Here is a 16,402-nt window from a genome sequence, read left to right as displayed (position 1 = left end):
TATACATTTATTTAAAGCATTAGCTGAAGACTACAGGATGAGATTGTGATTGCGGATAGCAAGCACAAATAATGCCAACAAAGTCACTGACTTTGTTGGCATTATGACATATTCTAATCAAATAGAATGTGCCCGTTATAATTATCTTTTACGACCTAAGCCCATAGCTTTTTCCATTTTCTTCAATGTTTTGAAAGAAACTTTTTGTGCTTTATCTCTACCATTATCTAAAATAGTATCTAATTCATCTGAATTAAAATAGTACTCATATTTTTCTTGGAAATCTGTTAAGAATGTTTTTACGATTTCTGCTAAATCTGATTTAAACACACCATAATTAGAGTCTTTATATTTAAGTTGTAATGATTCTAGAGATTCATCCGTTAAACTAGAATAAATGGATAATAAATTAGAAATACCTGGTTTGTTATCTCTATCAAATTTTATAATACCATCTGAATCAGTTACTGCACTTTTGATTTTTTTAGCTGCAGTATTTGGTTGGTCAAGTAAGGAAATGAAGTTCTTTTGATTGTCATCACTTTTACTCATTTTTCTAGTCGGATCCTGTAAACTCATGACACGGCCACCAACTTTTGGTATGCGTATTTCGGGTTTGATTAAAATATCGTTAAAGCGAGAATTAAATCTATCTACTAAATTTCTAGTTAATTCTATATGTTGCTTTTGATCGTCGCCCACAGGGACAATATTCGTGTTATAGATTATGATGTCTGCAGCCATTAACGGTGGATATGTAAGTAAACCTGCTGGAACGCCTTCAGTTTGTTTAGTAGCTTTATCTTTAAATTGTGTCATACGTTCCAATTCTCCAATAGAAGAGATCGTAGTGAGCATCCAACTCGCCTGTATATGCGCTGGTACTTCTGATTGTATGAATAGTGTGGATTTATCTGGGTCGATACCAGAAGCTAAATAAATCGCTGCAAGCTGTCTTGTTTGTTTACGTAACTTCAAACGATCTTGTGGAACAGTAATTGCGTGCTGATCCACGATGCAGAAGAAACAATTGTAGTCGTCTTGGACTTCACTAAATTGTTTCAATGCACCAATGTAATTACCAAGTGTTGGAATACCACTGGGCTGGATACCTGAAAATAATGTTTCCATTTTTAGATGCCTACCTTCTAAAATTTAATTTAATATATATTACCTACATTATAACAGTATTTCAATCATTTGTAATTTATGTTAAACTATAGACATATCAATATTTCTACCTGAATTTATTGAGAAATGGTTTTATTTTAAATTTTTTGATAAAAATTAAAGAATTCTCATTTAATTTTAATGTTGAAAGGGTATACTTTGATTGTAAGGTTAAGGAAGACGAAGTTTACTTAAAAGTTTCTTAATCATATAAATATTGAAATCTAATGAATTTAAATTCATGAAAAATAGGAGAGTGAGATGTATGGTAACATTATTTACTTCACCAAGTTGCACATCTTGCCGTAAAGCGAAAGCATGGTTACAAGAACATGACATTCCGTATACGGAGCGTAACATTTTTTCAGAACACTTAACAATTGACGAAATCAAACAAATTTTAAAAATGACTGAAGACGGAACAGATGAAATTATATCTACACGTTCTAAGACTTACCAAAAGTTAAACGTTGATATAGACGCATTACCGCTTCAAGATTTATATTCAATTATTCAAGATAACCCTGGTTTATTACGTCGTCCAATTATTTTAGACGAAAAACGTTTACAAGTTGGTTATAACGAAGACGAAATCAGACGTTTCTTACCAAGAAAAGTACGTACGTTCCAATTACAAGAAGCGCAACGTATGGTTGACTAAAAAAATTACAATATTGGCCATAAAGTAGCATGTTTATGATGTTGCTTTATGGCTTTATTATATTTAGCATAACAAATAGACTCAGAGTGAAGTCAAACGAACCGATTGTTTTATATTTCAATACTATTATAAACAATTGGTCATTTGATTAAAGAATGATAAATGCGAAACAGCACTTGGTAATTAGTGCTGTTTTTTTGGCTTATGTTAGGGTATGTGTTAATATAAGAGACCAATTAGGAAATAGTAAAAATCAATGAAACAAATCAATTGTAATTATTACTACGTTCTAATACAATAATGATTACTATTCATCGACTGTAAGGAGTGAGATGATATGAGAATAGAGCGTGTTGACGATACTACTGTTAAATTATTTATAACATATAGTGATATAGAGGCTAGAGGTTTTAAACGTGAGGATTTATGGACAAATCGTAAGCGTGGTGAAGAGTTCTTTTGGAACATGATGGAAGAAATCAACGAAGAAGAAGATTTTGTAGTTGAAGGACCTTTATGGATACAAGTACATGCTTTTGAAAAAGGTGTTGAAGTAACAATATCTAAATCTAAAAATGAAGATCTTATTAATATGTCAGAGAATGGTGATAACGAACAACTTGATTATCAAGTAAATGATTTATTATCACAGACGTTTGATCAAGATGATAGTTTAGAAGATTTATTTGAACAACGTCAACAACAAAAAGAAAGCAACCACAACCAAGATAATAACGACCATAAACAACAAAGCACACGTACAGTGATTGTTAGATTTAACGATTTAGAAGAAGTGATTGATTATGCACATCACAATAATCAATCAATAGATGACTTTGAAGATTTATTATACAGTTTTAATAATATATACTACTATGCTGTTCATTTTGATGAAACAGTGGATCAAGAATCAATTAATGATAGTTATAGTCAATTACTTGAATTCGCATATCCTACTGACAAATCAGAAGTATATTTAAACGACTATGCAAAAATTATTATGAGTCATAATGTTGCGTCACAAGTACGTCGTTATTTCCCAAGTGCGACAGAATAATGTAAATGTTTTGAATTTAAAATTGAGGCCTATTGAAATTTAATTTTCAGTAGGTCTTTTTGTGTACTCTTTTTTATTTAATGTTCAATTGTTAGAGGTATATAAGTAAGTTTCTATTATTACTATATTTTAAAAGTAATTATGCGTTAGTAACAGTGTAATAAAATGAGGTGATAAAATTTTGTTATGTGCAAAAAATGAAAGTAACCAAATCATATCAGCAAAGATTGCTCATAAAGGGCATCAATATACGTGTCCGCATTGTCATAATAAGGTTATATTTAAAAAGGGCCAGTTCATTGCACCTCATTTTGCCCATGTAAGTGAAAGGGGGCTTACATGCAATAAAGGAGAAACTTATGAACACTATCGACTTAAATACCAGCTTGCTCAATGGTTTGAAAAATATAATTATGATGTTGCCATAGAACCTTATATAACAAGATGTTATCAATATCCTGATTTGATCATAAATCACAGTGTAGCAATTGAAATACAATTTTCACGAATTACGATATTAAATATAAAAAAACGCAGTATATCCTTACAAAAATGTGGACTAGATGTTGTGTGGATTATTAATAATCCAAGTTATGATAAGGTAACACAAATTTTAATGCTTACAACTTATGAACGGACTTATATTAATTTGAAAGAGCGCCATTTATTTGCTTGGAATAGTTACACCCAACAACTGTACAGATATAAGATTTTACAATATCTAGGAGGCAAACGTTATGTTGCGATAAGGGAGGTTGTTTCAAATGATACTTTGATACATACTTCGACTCACGTAAATATTCAACATAACAATTTAACTTTAAAATTAAGTGAAACTGCAATTACTAAATACTTGAAGCATTGTCGTAATAGGCGTTCGGTACTCGAGCCGAGCCTTAGCGTTATGTACCAATTACAATTATCAGAAGCATGGATAAGTAAACACCTTGGCATAATTTTCCCAGAGCAATTATATGTGAAATCTCATCCGGTATATTGGCAATTACAACTTCTATTTATGCTAGCGCATTTACAATTTAAGTGATTTTATAAAACTAATTGAGTATAATGAATTTTATATAGGTGATATTAATAAGGAAGAAATTGCTAGTGAAATGGTTAGAAAATTTCAACAATTGAATTATAGCATTGGACTTAATAACGTGCAAAAATGATTGTTACGTGAGAAAATTATAATAATGAACTTTATAGGAGGTTTACTTAATATTATGACTGAACAATTAACAAGAGAAGAACAAGAACGTAAGTACCCTGAATATACGTGGGACTTAACTACTATTTTCGAATCAGATGAAGCTTTTGAAGCAGCATTTAAAGAAGTGGAAAATAACATAGGACAAGAAGAACAATTTAGAGGTCATTTAGCTGATAGTGCAGAAACACTTTATAACGCGTTAGCTTTAGAAGATGAACTAGGTTCTCAATTAGAAAAAGTATATGTATATGCACATCTAAAACAAGATCAAGACACTGCAAATGATAAGTACACTGGGTACGAATCACGTGCGCATCAACTTATTATTAAATTTAGTTCTGGATGGAGTTTCTTAGTTCCAGAAATTTTACAAATTGATGAAGCACAAATCCAAAATTTTATTGAATCTAATGATGATTTAAAACGTTACGCATTTGATTTGAAATTGATTAATGAAAAACGACCTCATGTTTTAAGTGCAGATAAAGAAAAATTACTTACTGAAGCACAAGATGCCTTATCAACAGCAGATAATGTATATGGTATGTTTAGTAACGCTGATTTAGAATTCGAGGATGCCATTGATAAAGATGGTAATCATCATTCATTAACTCAAGGCACGTTTATAAAATGTTTAGAATCAGATGATCGTATTTTACGTAAATCTGCATTTGAAAATTTATATAAAGCCTATGGTGCTTATAACAATACATTAAGCGCAACTTTAGCTGGTGAAGTGAAAAAGAATGTGTTTAATGCCAAAACACATAATTATGAAACTGCAAGAGCAGCAGCATTAAGTAATAATCATATACCAGAAGAAGTATATGATAATTTAGTTAAAACTGTGCATAACTACTTACCATTATTACATCGCTATACGAAATTACGTAAAGACTTATTAGGATTAGAAGATATGAAGATGTACGATCTTTATACACCTTTAGTTAAAGATGTGAAATTTGAAATGCCATATGAAGAAGCTAAAGATTGGATGGTAAAAGCTTTACAACCTATGGGAGAAGAGTATATGAAAGTTGTTGAAGAAGGGTTAAATCATCGTTGGGTAGACGTATACGAAAATAAAGGGAAACGTTCAGGTGGTTATTCTTCAGGTGCGCATTTAACTAATCCTTTTATATTATTAAATTGGTCTAATACAGTGAGCGATTTATATACATTAGTGCATGAATTTGGACACTCTGCACATAGTTATTTCAGTCGTCAAAACCAACCAGCCAATTCAAGTGGTTATACAATATTTGTAGCAGAAGTAGCTTCTACATGTAATGAGGCATTGTTAAGCGACTATATGGACAAACATTTAGATGATGAACGTAGACTATTATTACTTAATCAAGAGCTTGAACGTTTCCGTGCAACGTTATTTAGACAAACAATGTTTGCTGAATTTGAGCATAAGATTCATCAAATCGAAGAAGCAGGAGAGCCACTTACAGCAAACCGTATGAATGAAGAATACGCAGAACTGAATAGACAATATTTTGGTGATTCTGTTGAAACAGATGAAGATATTAGTAAAGAATGGTCAAGAATACCTCACTTCTATATGAATTATTATGTGTATCAATATGCAACAGGATATAGTGCGGCTCAAAGTTTAAGTCGTCAAATTTTGACTGAAGGCCAACCAGCAGTAGATAGATATATTAAGGAATTCTTGAAAAAAGGCAGCTCAGATTACCCAATTGAAATACTTAAAAATGCAGGTGTAGATATGACAACTCCTGAACCAATTGAACAAGCTTGCCAAGTATTTGAACAAAAATTAGACGCTTTTGAAAAGCTTATGAAAGCTTAGTATGAATGTATTCGTTTTCAATATGACAAGTTTGTGACAAAGTGATTTTATTTAATCTAAAAGGTTGAAAGACGCATTTTAGCGTGTTATATTATAAACATGAAATTAATCACATAACAAACATACCCCTTTGTTTGAAGTGAGAAAATTTCTCCCATCCCCTTTGTTTAGCGCCGTGTAATCAGACACGGCGTTTTTTTATACCCTTTTTTAATTAAATTCAAAAATATGAATAACTATTCGTTTGACTTTAAAAAAGTAAAACTATAAAATTAACTTGTACTTAAAATTAATACAAGGAAGAGGTTGAATATATGAAATTAGCAGTTATAGCAGCAAATGGTAAAGCAGGGCAACTCATTACGAAAGAAGCTTACGATAGAGGATTAGATGTTACTGCTATTGTAAGAAGTTCAAATAAAACAGTAACAGATCAAGTGATTCAAAAAAATTTGTTCGATTTAACAACGGCTGATATTGCAGAATTTGACGTAGTTATCGATGCTTTTGGACAATCTGATGAAAATAAATTAGATGAACATAGTAAATCAATGAAACATCTAGGTGATTTAGTAAGCAACAGCAACAAGCGTTTGTTAATTATTGGCGGGGCAGGTAGTTTATATGTAGATGAAGCACATACGCTGAAGTTGATAGACTCACCGGATTTTCCTGAACAATTTAAAAAGATTAGCCAAGCACAAATCAAAACACTAGAAGAAATACAAAAACGAAAAGATGTAAAATGGACATTTGTTTGTCCAGCGCCAGATTTTCAATATGATGGTGAGAAAACTGGAGAATATAAATTGAGTGCAGACGAAGTTATTGGTTCAAAAGTAAGTTATGCAGATTTTGCTCAAGCAATGGTAGATGAAGTATTAGAAGCACAACACATCCAACAACGTTTTGCTGTATTTGCGAAATAAAATAATAATGAAAACTATAGTGAGATGAGAGTGGGACAGAAATTTAAATTTTCTAATAAAATTTCTGTCCCAGCCTCGCTCAGCTGACTAGAAAATGGAATAAAAGAACTTAATCTCTTGCATAAGAACTACTTGTCTTCAAAAATGAAGTAGCAGTTCTTTAAAAGCTTGATATAAGCGCATTTTGAATTCAGTCAACCACTGCCAATATAAAAATTGAGGTCGAGACATGTGGTATGTCCCACTCCTGAAATATAAATGGTGATTTGGACCGATACTTGCGGAAAAGCACTAGAAGAAGATTATAGAGTAAAGCTGCGCTAGCGAAAAGCATGCACAAAAAAATGCCAACAAAGCCTGAGACTTTGTTGGCATTATGAGATAGCCCTAAAGGCTATCTTTTTATTTATTAAAAAATGTGGTTATCTGTTTATTGCACATTCAAATTTTAGATCTCCAAAATTTTCCATCTGGAGATTTAAGTTTTTCTATCTTTTGTTGCATTGCTAATTTTTTAAGCTCTTTATTCATTAATTTTTCAGGCCATTCATAAATGGTAAGTAACTCTTCTTTAGTAACTAATTGCTGTTGTTGTATATAACCTTCTAGTGTAGGCGGTAATTTTTTTTCAATAGGTGTTCCAATTAGTTCATTTATGATATACGTATAGATGTGATAAGGATATAGACCTTCAACTTTCAAACCTTCTTCGTGAACGTCTTCGTTAAAGAATACGAGTGAAGGTGCTTCTTCAATCTCCATTTCTCGTGCAATATGCAAGTCTACTTGTAAGCTTTCTTTTAAATAGCTACTATGCAAATCTTCTTTAAAGACTTCGTAATCTAATCCTGCGTTACTTATGCAATTATTGACCATTGATTCAGTGATTATATCTCGTTTTGGTATAATTTCATTTTGTACAAGGTGTATAAAACGTTCTGCACGTAAGCGTCCTTGAAGTTCAGCAGCCTTATATGCGAGCGCAATATTATCTAAGTCCGATGTGCTTTGCGCTTGGCATTTAGTTAAGACACGTAAAGATGGATTTAATATATGTCTTATACTGATATATTGCTTATACTCTATACGCAATTTGGAGAGAATTGCTGACAATTTAAAGCAATCTTTACTGAATGGGTCGAAAAAAGAATAAATTTCTATCTTACTCACAGGTGAAAGATTCGCATCTTCACGACTATTAGCATGTATTAATTTTAATTCTTCAGTCATGTACATTTCACCTACAATTAGTTTTCGGTATTAACCATATGATTCGCTGTTAAACGTAATCTTTCATACAAATAATCGCCGACACCCGCTTGGAAATCTGCATGCTGAATAGCACTATACATATTTTCAAGCCATGCGTCGCGTTCGTTGTTTGTTATTATAAACTCCATATGACGTCTTTTTAACATTGGATGACCATGTTCTTCTGAATAAAGGCTTGGTCCACCTAAAAATTGAGTCAAGAATTGTTTTTGTTTTCTACTTGTTTCTTGAAAATCTCCAGGAAACAAATGGTTAATTCTGTCGTCTTTTTCCACTAAGAAATAGAAATGGTCAATCATCTTATATAATGCGTCATGTCCAATGATTTCGTAAGGTGTCTGTGCCATTTTATCACCATATTCTCTTAATATATAACTAATATAACACGAATATTTACATTTGGAAGTAATTCGACTTTTTAAACTTGCGTACAATTAGTTATTGTTCAAATTTGATTTACGATTGAAAAATCTTTGAACTTTATTTTCGGGTGTTTCATGTTTAATGTCGAATGCTTCAAGAATCATTTTAAATTGAATTAAACCATCATCATAATCTTCAACTTCATATTCCAATTCATAGTCTTGATAATTTAAATAGTCACTTTTATCTAAGACGAGTAAATTGCCTTGAACTTCTTTTTCTAAACGTGAAGTAGTCAAAGCACCAAGAATCACAAGCTGATTAACGTCAACATTCATTTTATTTAATTGTTCGGTGATTTCTAATGGTAAATCATTCGCGACTAATTCTTTATTTAGTTCGGGTATAACATGTGTTTCAAAATTATATTCCATCAAGCCAACTTCGGCAGGTATCTTTAAGGTCATTTCATAGTAATCATCTTTTACACGTATTCTCAATGCAGACTTATGCGAGCGTAAATCAAATTGCTCAGTATCTATATAATAGTTTGTCTGACTGAAGGGTTGCATCTCTGGGAAATACTTATTATATATAGATTGGTACTGTGATTGAGATAATAATTGTTTGAATTCAATTTCATTGTTAGTTGCCACGAGAAACACTCCTTTTAAGCATATAATGATTTATTTTAAAACACTTACGACATAATTTAAATTGAACTGCATTTTAAAATTAAAAATACTTCAGGTATTATGCTAAATTGTTGTCATAACATTAGACTTGTAACGTGTTATGTACGATAGAATTATGTTAAAATGATGGAGAATAAGGAGGAACAAGCATGCGTATTTATGTAAATGAAATTAAAGTAACAGAAGATAGTATTAATTGTTATACAGAAGCGTCTACAGAAGGTCTGGAAGAAGCAGGACAAATGCTTGTTGACAGTGATAATTATAGTTTTGCATACATCTTGGATGATGGACAATCGTATTCATATTTAATTTTTGTTCAAGAAACTTGGTCTATGCTACATGAAAATAAAGGTAAGAAAATAATAATAAATGATAAATTAGAATTACAGCAGTTCGAAAGGGAATTTAATTACATATTGGATAACATACAAGGTAATTTAAATTATGGTAAAGAGTTTGTTTCCGTTGTAGAAGATACTTTCGAATTAGAGTGAAGCGGAGTGAGGCATTATGAATCAATGGGATCAATTTTTATCTCCATATAAACAAGCAGTGGACGAATTGAAAATTAAATTAAAAGGCCTTAGAAAACAATACGAAGTAGAAGACAATGCTTCGCCAATTGAATTCGTAACCGGCCGTGTCAAACCAATGACTAGCATTATTGATAAAGCAAATAAGCGTCAAATTTCGTTTGATCGATTACATGAAGAAATGTATGATATCGCAGGATTACGCTTAATGTGTCAATTTGTTGATGACATTGAAGTAGTAGTTAATTTATTAAGACAACGTGAAGATTTTAAAGTTGTGGAAGAACGAGATTACATTAGTAATACCAAACAAAGTGGTTACCGTTCATTCCATGTTATTATTGAATATCCTATTGAAACACTAAAGGGAGAAAAGAAAATATTAGCAGAAATTCAAATCAGAACGCTAGCCATGAACTTTTGGGCCACTGTTGAACATACATTACGTTATAAATATGATGGAGATTACCCACCTGAGATTCAACATCGCCTTGAACGGGCAGCAGAAGCAGCGTTTTTACTTGATGAAGAAATGTCGGAAATCAAAGAAGAAATTCAAGAAGCCCAAAAATATTATTCTAAAAAACGCTCTAAGAAACACAATAATGACTAGGGGGTGTAATCATGCGTTATACGATATTATCTAAAGGTGATTCAAAATCGAATGCACTGAAACATAAAATGATTAACCATATGAAAGATTTTCAAATGGTTGAAGACCCAGACAACCCAGAGATAGTTATATCAGTGGGTGGTGATGGGACATTGTTACAAGCTTTCCATCAATATAGTCACATGTTATCTCGCTGTGCGTTTGTAGGGGTACATACTGGTCATTTAGGATTTTATGCGGATTGGTTACCACATGAAGTAGAAAAGTTAATTATTGAAATTAATAATTCAGAATTCCAAGTCATAGAATATCCTTTGTTAGAAATTATTGTGCGTTATAACGATAATGGTTACGAAACAAGATATTTAGCTTTAAACGAAGCAACTATGAAAACAGAAAATGGATCTACTTTAGTGGTCGATGTGAATATACGAGGTAATCAATTTGAACGATTTAGAGGTGATGGTTTATGTGTATCTACACCATCAGGTTCAACGGCATATAACAAAGCCCTAGGTGGCGCATTAATTCATCCATCTCTAGAAGCAATGCAAATTGCAGAAATTGCATCAATTAATAATAGAGTGTTTAGAACTGTAGGTTCGCCTTTAGTATTGCCGAAACACCATACGTGTTTGATAACACCTGTAAACCATGACACGATATTAACTACTATTGATCATGTGAGTATTAAACATAAAAATGTTAATGCTATACAATTTAGAGTAGCAAATGAAAAAGTAAGGTTTGCTAGATTTAGACCATTTCCTTTCTGGAAAAGAGTACATGACTCCTTTATCTCTAGTGAGGAAGATGAGTAATGAAATTCACATATGATATTGAAATTCCAGAATTGGTAAGAACATTTTTACAAAAAAATCACTATTCTAAGCGGACTATAAGCGCCATTAAACATAATGGCGCTTTAGTTGTTAACGGACAGCCAGTTACAGTCAGAAAGCAGTTGGAAATTGGCGATGTGCTTCAAGTTCATTTAGGGCAAGAAACGCCAAGTTCGAATTTGCTGCCATTTACGGATAGATTGAATATCTTATATGAAGATGAATATTTACTTGTTGTATCGAAACCTGCACTTCAAAATTGTGCACCCTCGAGAGATCATAAACATTTGAGTTTAGTCGAACAAGTATTAGGATATTTTAAGCAGTCATCCCTCTCAATTACCCCTCATATCGTTACTCGGATAGATCGGAATACATCTGGCATCGTTGTTTTTACCAAACATGGATTCATACATCATCTAATGTCTCAAACACAGGTTGATAAGCGATATTTATGTATATGCCATGGTAATTTGAAAAGTGAAGGCTTAATTGATGCACCTATTGCAAGGGATCCATCTAGTATTATTCAACGCCAAGTCAATGTGAAGGGTAAAGAAGCGAGAACACGTTTTAAATGCCTTCAATATTCTGAAGATTATAGTTTGAGTGAAGTACATTTATTAACTGGTAGGACACATCAAATACGTGTGCATTTTCAACATATAGGACATCCAATCGTGGGCGATGATTTATACGGAGAAAAGCATCCAATATATACACATCAATTATTACGCTGTGTACGTGTATCTTTTATTCATCCAATTACGTATAAAAAGCTTGAAATAAATGATGATTATAGCGCAATAGAATCTATATTTAATATGATATAATTTTTAACATTCATGGAGGTGGGGCCATTGGCTAATGAAAAGGATTCAATCACTTTAGAAGATGAACAAGTATATGATCAAGCATTGCTAGATAAATTGTTGTTTGAAAATCATATCGATGAATTCAGAAAAGAATTCTTAGCGATGCATACATATGAACAAAGTGAATACTTTGAAGACAGTGATGAAGAAATTCGACAAAGAATATTTGAAGTATTATCACCAGAAGAAGTAGCTGATTTCTTTGAGCAATTAGAAATTGACGAAGATGAATATGAATCACTTTTTGACACTATGGATGCCGAATATGCGAGTAAAGTGCTAGAAGACATGTCTTATGATAATGCTGTAGATATAATGAATAAGTTATCTAAGCAAAAAATTGTTAGCTTGCTCACATTAATGAAACGTGAAGATGCTAAAGAAATCAAAGCATTACTACACTACGAAGAAGATACTGCTGGTGGTATCATGACGACAGAGTATATTTCTTTAAAAGCGACAATGCCAGTTAAAGAAGCAATGATGCATGTAAAAGAACAAGCACCAGATGCCGAAACAATTTATGTTATTTTTACAGTGAATGATAATAAACAACTCGCTGGTGTACTTTCGTTAAGAGACTTGATTGTGGCTGAAAATGATGCATATATAGAAGATATTATGAGTGAACGTGTAATCAGTGCAAATGCGGCAGATGATCAAGAAGATGTTGCTCAAAAAATGCGAGATTATGATTTTATTGCTATGCCTGTAGTAGATTATCAAGATCATTTACTTGGTATTATTACTATCGATGATATTTTAGATGTTATGGATGAAGAAGCTAGCGAAGACTACTCACGCTTAGCTGGTGTGTCAGATGTTGATGCAACCAATGATTCCATTATAAAAACAGCTAGAAAACGCTTGCCTTGGTTAATCATATTAACATTTCTAGGTATGATTACTGCCACAATTTTAGGCTCTTTTGAAGATACTTTATCGCAAGTGGCATTATTAGCTGCCTTTATTCCCATTATAAGTGGGATGTCAGGTAATTCTGGAACGCAATCGCTTGCCGTTTCTGTGCGTAATATTTCAACTGGTGAAATTTACGAGCAAAGTAAATTCAAAGTAGCATTGAGAGAAACAGGAAGCGGATTTTTAAGTGGTTTAATTTGCTCAATATTGCTATTTTTAATTATAATAATACTTTATGGTCAACCAATATTAGCAGTGATTGTTGGCGCTAGTTTGACGATAGCAATGACAGTCGGTACATTAGTAGGCTCAATGATTCCGTTAGTTATGGATAAACTGAAAATCGACCCCGCAGTGGCGAGTGGACCTTTTATTACAACAATTAACGATATTGTAAGTATGTTAATTTATTTTGGTTTAGCAACGTCATTTATGGCTTATTTAACGTAGGAGGGTTATATGGAATTTCTATCGCTTGTTGTCGTTGTATTAGCGGCATTTTTAACACCAATTTTAGTCAATAGACTACGTGTTAGTTTTTTACCTGTCGTAGTTGCTGAAATATTAATGGGGATCGTCATTGGTCACTCATTTTTAAATTTAGTAGAACGCGATGCGATGCTTAATATTTTATCCACTTTAGGATTTATCTTTTTAATGTTTTTAAGTGGTTTAGAAATAGATTTTAAAGCATTTAAAAAAGATAAAAGTTCGACTGCACAAGAAGAAAAATCTAAAAAACAAGAACCTGGGCATTTACAATTAGCAGTTATTGTATTTATGGCTATTATGATTATTTCAATTGTATTTGCTTATATGTTTAAATGGTTTGGTTTAATTGATGATGTCTTACTTATGGTAATTATTATTTCAACAATTTCATTAGGTGTAGTAGTACCAACTTTAAAAGAAATGAACATTATGCGTACTACAATAGGACAATTTATCTTACTTGTTGCTGTATTAGCAGATTTAGTGACAATGATATTACTTACAGGTTATGGTGCGATACATGCTTCTGGTAGTACATCACTTTGGTTAATTGGTAGTTTAGTAGTATTTACGCTAATCTTTTATTTCTTAGGAGGCATCTTCAAGAAAGCGCAGTTCCTACAAATGTTGATGGATGGTACGACACAAATTGGAATACGTGCAGTCTTTGCATTGATTATTTTGTTAGTAGCTTTAGCAGAAGGCGTAGGAGCTGAAAATATACTTGGGGCATTTTTAGCTGGTGTCGTTGTATCACTCTTAGGTCCAGATGAAGATATGGTAGAGAAGTTAGACTCATTTGGTTATGGTTTCTTTATTCCTATATTTTTTATAATGGTAGGGGTAGATTTAAATATTCCAGAGTTAATTAAAGAACCTTCGTTATTATTAATAATACCCTTTTTAATATTAGCATTTTTAATTTCGAAATTAGTTCCTGTGTTTTATATACGTAGATGGTTTGATATGAAAACTACAATTTCTTCGGCCTTTCTACTAACTTCAACATTGTCTTTAGTAATCGCATCGGCGAAAATTGCTGAACAATTAGGTACTATTTCTAGTGAAATATCAGGTATTTTAATACTAAGTGCAGTTATTACATGTGTATTTGTACCTATTGTCTTTAAAAAGATGTTCCCAATGCCAGATGAAGCAACAAGACAAATTGAAGTTAGCTTAATCGGTAAAAATCAATTAACAATACCTATCGCTCAAAATTTAACTTCACAACTTTATCAAGTTTCACTTTATTATAGAAATGATTTAAGTGATAAACGCAAGCTTTCTGATGCAATTTCTATGGTTGAAATTGCAGATTATGAAGAAGAATTGTTGGAACGTTTAGGATTATTTGAAAGAAATATTGTAGTCTGTTCAACTAATGATGATGATATAAACCGAAAAGTTGCTTTAATGGCTAAAGAACGTGGCGTTAAACGAGTGATTTGTAGGTTAGAATCAAGTTCTAGTGATATTGAACTACAAAGAGAAGGCATAGAAGTATTCAGTAGCTATTTGAGTAACAAGATATTACTGAAAGGTCTAATTGAAACACCAAACATGCTTAATCTTTTAAGTAATGTTGAAACTTCATTATATGAAATTGCAATGTTAAATCATCAATATGACCAAATTCAATTACGTAATTTCCCATTCGATGGTGATATTATCTTTGTACGTATCATTAGAAATAATGAGTCTATCGTACCTCATGGTGATACACAATTACGTTATAGAGATAGAGTGATTGTAACTGGGTCTAAAGAATATGTGGATGAATTGAAACGTGAATTAGAATTTTATTATTAGTAAAGAGTATAGCGTTAAGTTGAAAAAGTGTTTTTTATGTTTTGATACCTCTGACGCCTTACTTTTATACATAGGTTGAAAATATCTTTTATTCATTAGAAGGTGTAGATATTTATTAAATAAATTATATATAGCAAAAAAACTGTTTAAACAATTAAACCAATGTTAAAATAAAGGATATTGGAATTGGAATCGAGCCAATGAGCCAAAGCTTTCTGATGATTTCTCGAATCGGTTTAAAATGAAAACTTAAATAAAGGAGTTATTCTCATGTTTAATTTAAAAAATAAAACGTTTGTCATTATGGGTATTGCTAATAAACGTAGTATCGGATTTGGAGTAGCTAAAGTATTAGATGAATTAGGTGCAAATTTAGTATTTACATATCGTAAAGATAGAAGTAAAAAAGAGTTGGAAAAATTAGTAGCACAACTGAATCAAGAAACACATCATATGTACCAAATTGATGTTCAAAAAGATGAAGATGTTGTTGACGGTTTTGCGAAAATTGGCGAAGAAGTCGGAAACATTAATGGTGTTTATCACTCAATCGCTTTTGCAAACATGGAAGATTTACGTGGTCGTTTCATAGATACTTCTCGCGATGGTTTTTTATTAGCGCAAGACATAAGTTCGTACTCATTAACAATCGTGTCACGTGAAGCTAAAAAATTGATGCCTGAAGGTGGTAGTATCGTAGCTACAACTTACTTAGGTGGAGAATTTGCTGTTCAAAATTATAATGTTATGGGTGTAGCTAAAGCAAGTTTAGAAGCAAATGTCCGTTATTTAGCATTAGATTTAGGTGAAGACAATATTCGTGTAAATGCAATCTCAGCAGGACCAATACGTACTTTAAGTGCAAAAGGTGTAGGCGGATTCAATACGATTTTAAATGAGATAAAAGAACGCGCACCATTAAAACGTAATGTTGATCAAGAAGAAGTAGGTAAAACTGCAGCATACTTATTAAGTGATTTCTCTAGTGGAGTAACTGGTGAAAACATTCATGTTGACAGTGGTTATCATATCGTTAAATAATAATCAAAACACCTCTAACATGCAATGTGTAGAAATTAACATTGCACGTTAGAGGTGTTTTTTTAAACTATGAAAATGGTACATT

Annotated in this window: 16 protein-coding genes; 12 read left to right on the top strand and 4 right to left on the bottom strand. The window is 32.1% G+C overall.

Features of this window, described 5'->3' with window-relative positions; translation table 11 throughout:
* Nucleotides 1-141: 141 nt before the first annotated feature.
* Nucleotides 142-1,131: a tryptophan--tRNA ligase gene (gene trpS / locus AOB58_RS05030; RefSeq protein ID WP_064783043.1), complete on the bottom strand. Its 990-nt coding sequence runs from the start codon at nt 1,129-1,131 to the stop codon at nt 142-144.
* A gap of 304 nt (nt 1,132-1,435) precedes the next feature.
* On the opposite strand from trpS, the gene spxA reads away from it, so the two are divergent.
* The 5 genes from spxA to AOB58_RS05005 all read left to right on the top strand — a co-directional run bounded on the left by spxA (nt 1,436) and on the right by AOB58_RS05005 (nt 6,855).
* Complete coding sequence (gene spxA, locus AOB58_RS05025; protein WP_002483765.1) at nt 1,436-1,831, top strand: transcriptional regulator SpxA; 396 nt, start codon at nt 1,436-1,438, stop codon at nt 1,829-1,831.
* 337 nt (nt 1,832-2,168) lie between these two features.
* Entirely contained in the window at nt 2,169-2,888 is a 720-nt protein-coding gene (mecA, locus tag AOB58_RS05020; RefSeq protein ID WP_002508101.1) for an adaptor protein MecA, read from the top strand.
* Between the two features lie 181 nt (nt 2,889-3,069).
* Nucleotides 3,070-3,933, top strand: a complete 864-nt coding sequence (locus AOB58_RS05015; RefSeq protein ID WP_052730994.1) for a competence protein CoiA — start codon at nt 3,070-3,072, stop codon at nt 3,931-3,933.
* A 184-nt stretch (nt 3,934-4,117) separates the two neighbouring features.
* Nucleotides 4,118-5,926, top strand: coding sequence for an oligoendopeptidase F (gene pepF, locus AOB58_RS05010; protein WP_064783042.1), 1,809 nt, complete (start codon nt 4,118-4,120; stop codon nt 5,924-5,926).
* A 314-nt stretch (nt 5,927-6,240) separates the two neighbouring features.
* Nucleotides 6,241-6,855 (top strand): NAD(P)-dependent oxidoreductase, encoded by a 615-nt coding sequence (locus AOB58_RS05005; RefSeq protein WP_046465151.1) that lies wholly within the window; start codon nt 6,241-6,243, stop codon nt 6,853-6,855.
* 441 nt (nt 6,856-7,296) lie between these two features.
* Here the strand turns inward: AOB58_RS05005 and yjbH are convergent, their stop codons facing one another.
* The 3 genes from yjbH to AOB58_RS04990 all read right to left on the bottom strand — a co-directional run bounded on the left by yjbH (nt 7,297) and on the right by AOB58_RS04990 (nt 9,146).
* Nucleotides 7,297-8,085 carry a protease adaptor protein YjbH gene (gene yjbH / locus AOB58_RS05000; protein ID WP_046465152.1) on the bottom strand — a complete coding sequence of 263 codons (789 nt, stop codon included), beginning with the start codon at nt 8,083-8,085 and terminating at the stop codon, nt 7,297-7,299.
* A 17-nt stretch (nt 8,086-8,102) separates the two neighbouring features.
* Nucleotides 8,103-8,474 carry a truncated hemoglobin YjbI gene (locus AOB58_RS04995; RefSeq protein WP_002512240.1) on the bottom strand — a complete coding sequence of 124 codons (372 nt, stop codon included), beginning with the start codon at nt 8,472-8,474 and terminating at the stop codon, nt 8,103-8,105.
* 87 nt (nt 8,475-8,561) lie between these two features.
* Nucleotides 8,562-9,146, bottom strand: a complete 585-nt coding sequence (locus AOB58_RS04990) for a CYTH domain-containing protein (protein WP_046465153.1) — start codon at nt 9,144-9,146, stop codon at nt 8,562-8,564.
* 188 nt (nt 9,147-9,334) lie between these two features.
* Between AOB58_RS04990 and AOB58_RS04985 the strand changes: the two genes are divergently transcribed.
* The 7 genes from AOB58_RS04985 (at nt 9,335) to fabI (ending at nt 16,317) form a co-directional block, all read left to right on the top strand.
* The gene (locus AOB58_RS04985) at nt 9,335-9,682 is read left to right on the top strand and encodes a UPF0738 family protein (RefSeq protein ID WP_021339499.1); all 348 of its coding nucleotides are present in this window, start codon (nt 9,335-9,337) and stop codon (nt 9,680-9,682) included.
* Between the two features lie 16 nt (nt 9,683-9,698).
* Nucleotides 9,699-10,334 carry a GTP diphosphokinase gene (locus AOB58_RS04980; RefSeq protein ID WP_002508093.1) on the top strand — a complete coding sequence of 212 codons (636 nt, stop codon included), beginning with the start codon at nt 9,699-9,701 and terminating at the stop codon, nt 10,332-10,334.
* Nucleotides 10,335-10,345: 11 nt separating this feature from the next.
* Entirely contained in the window at nt 10,346-11,155 is an 810-nt protein-coding gene (locus tag AOB58_RS04975) for an NAD kinase (RefSeq protein ID WP_002508092.1), read from the top strand.
* Nucleotides 11,155-12,009: an RluA family pseudouridine synthase gene (locus tag AOB58_RS04970; RefSeq protein ID WP_064783041.1), complete on the top strand. Its 855-nt coding sequence runs from the start codon at nt 11,155-11,157 to the stop codon at nt 12,007-12,009. Before AOB58_RS04975 ends, AOB58_RS04970 begins: the two co-directional genes overlap by 1 nt.
* 27 nt (nt 12,010-12,036) lie before the next feature.
* Entirely contained in the window at nt 12,037-13,422 is a 1,386-nt protein-coding gene (gene mgtE, locus AOB58_RS04965) for a magnesium transporter (RefSeq protein ID WP_021339500.1), read from the top strand.
* A 9-nt stretch (nt 13,423-13,431) separates the two neighbouring features.
* Nucleotides 13,432-15,276 (top strand): monovalent cation:proton antiporter family protein, encoded by a 1,845-nt coding sequence (locus tag AOB58_RS04960; protein ID WP_002508089.1) that lies wholly within the window; start codon nt 13,432-13,434, stop codon nt 15,274-15,276.
* A gap of 270 nt (nt 15,277-15,546) precedes the next feature.
* A complete protein-coding gene (fabI, locus tag AOB58_RS04955; RefSeq protein WP_046465155.1) occupies nt 15,547-16,317 on the top strand; it encodes an enoyl-ACP reductase FabI in 771 nt (256 codons plus the stop codon).
* Nucleotides 16,318-16,402: the final 85 nt, after the last annotated feature.

The sequence above is a fragment of the Staphylococcus sp. AntiMn-1 genome (assembly GCF_001663395.1).
GTDB lineage: Bacteria > Bacillota > Bacilli > Staphylococcales > Staphylococcaceae > Staphylococcus > Staphylococcus equorum.
The sequence above is the reverse complement of the archived record's forward strand: the minus strand, read 5'-3'. Positions and strand labels throughout refer to the sequence as shown.

Bases quoted from the DNA above. Each gene is read 5' to 3' on its own strand.
- trpS (WP_064783043.1), bottom strand. From the start codon at position 1,131: ATGGAAACATTATTTTCAGGTATCCAGCCCAGTGGTATTCCAACACTT.
- spxA (WP_002483765.1), top strand. From the start codon at position 1,436: ATGGTAACATTATTTACTTCACCAAGTTGCACATCTTGCCGTAAAGCG.
- mecA (WP_002508101.1), top strand. From the start codon at position 2,169: ATGAGAATAGAGCGTGTTGACGATACTACTGTTAAATTATTTATAACA.
- pepF (WP_064783042.1), top strand. From the start codon at position 4,118: ATGACTGAACAATTAACAAGAGAAGAACAAGAACGTAAGTACCCTGAA.
- AOB58_RS05005 (WP_046465151.1), top strand. From the start codon at position 6,241: ATGAAATTAGCAGTTATAGCAGCAAATGGTAAAGCAGGGCAACTCATT.
- yjbH (WP_046465152.1), bottom strand. From the start codon at position 8,085: ATGACTGAAGAATTAAAATTAATACATGCTAATAGTCGTGAAGATGCG.
- AOB58_RS04995 (WP_002512240.1), bottom strand. From the start codon at position 8,474: ATGGCACAGACACCTTACGAAATCATTGGACATGACGCATTATATAAG.
- AOB58_RS04985 (WP_021339499.1), top strand. From the start codon at position 9,335: ATGCGTATTTATGTAAATGAAATTAAAGTAACAGAAGATAGTATTAAT.
- AOB58_RS04980 (WP_002508093.1), top strand. From the start codon at position 9,699: ATGAATCAATGGGATCAATTTTTATCTCCATATAAACAAGCAGTGGAC.
- AOB58_RS04975 (WP_002508092.1), top strand. From the start codon at position 10,346: ATGCGTTATACGATATTATCTAAAGGTGATTCAAAATCGAATGCACTG.
- AOB58_RS04970 (WP_064783041.1), top strand. From the start codon at position 11,155: ATGAAATTCACATATGATATTGAAATTCCAGAATTGGTAAGAACATTT.
- AOB58_RS04960 (WP_002508089.1), top strand. From the start codon at position 13,432: ATGGAATTTCTATCGCTTGTTGTCGTTGTATTAGCGGCATTTTTAACA.
- fabI (WP_046465155.1), top strand. From the start codon at position 15,547: ATGTTTAATTTAAAAAATAAAACGTTTGTCATTATGGGTATTGCTAAT.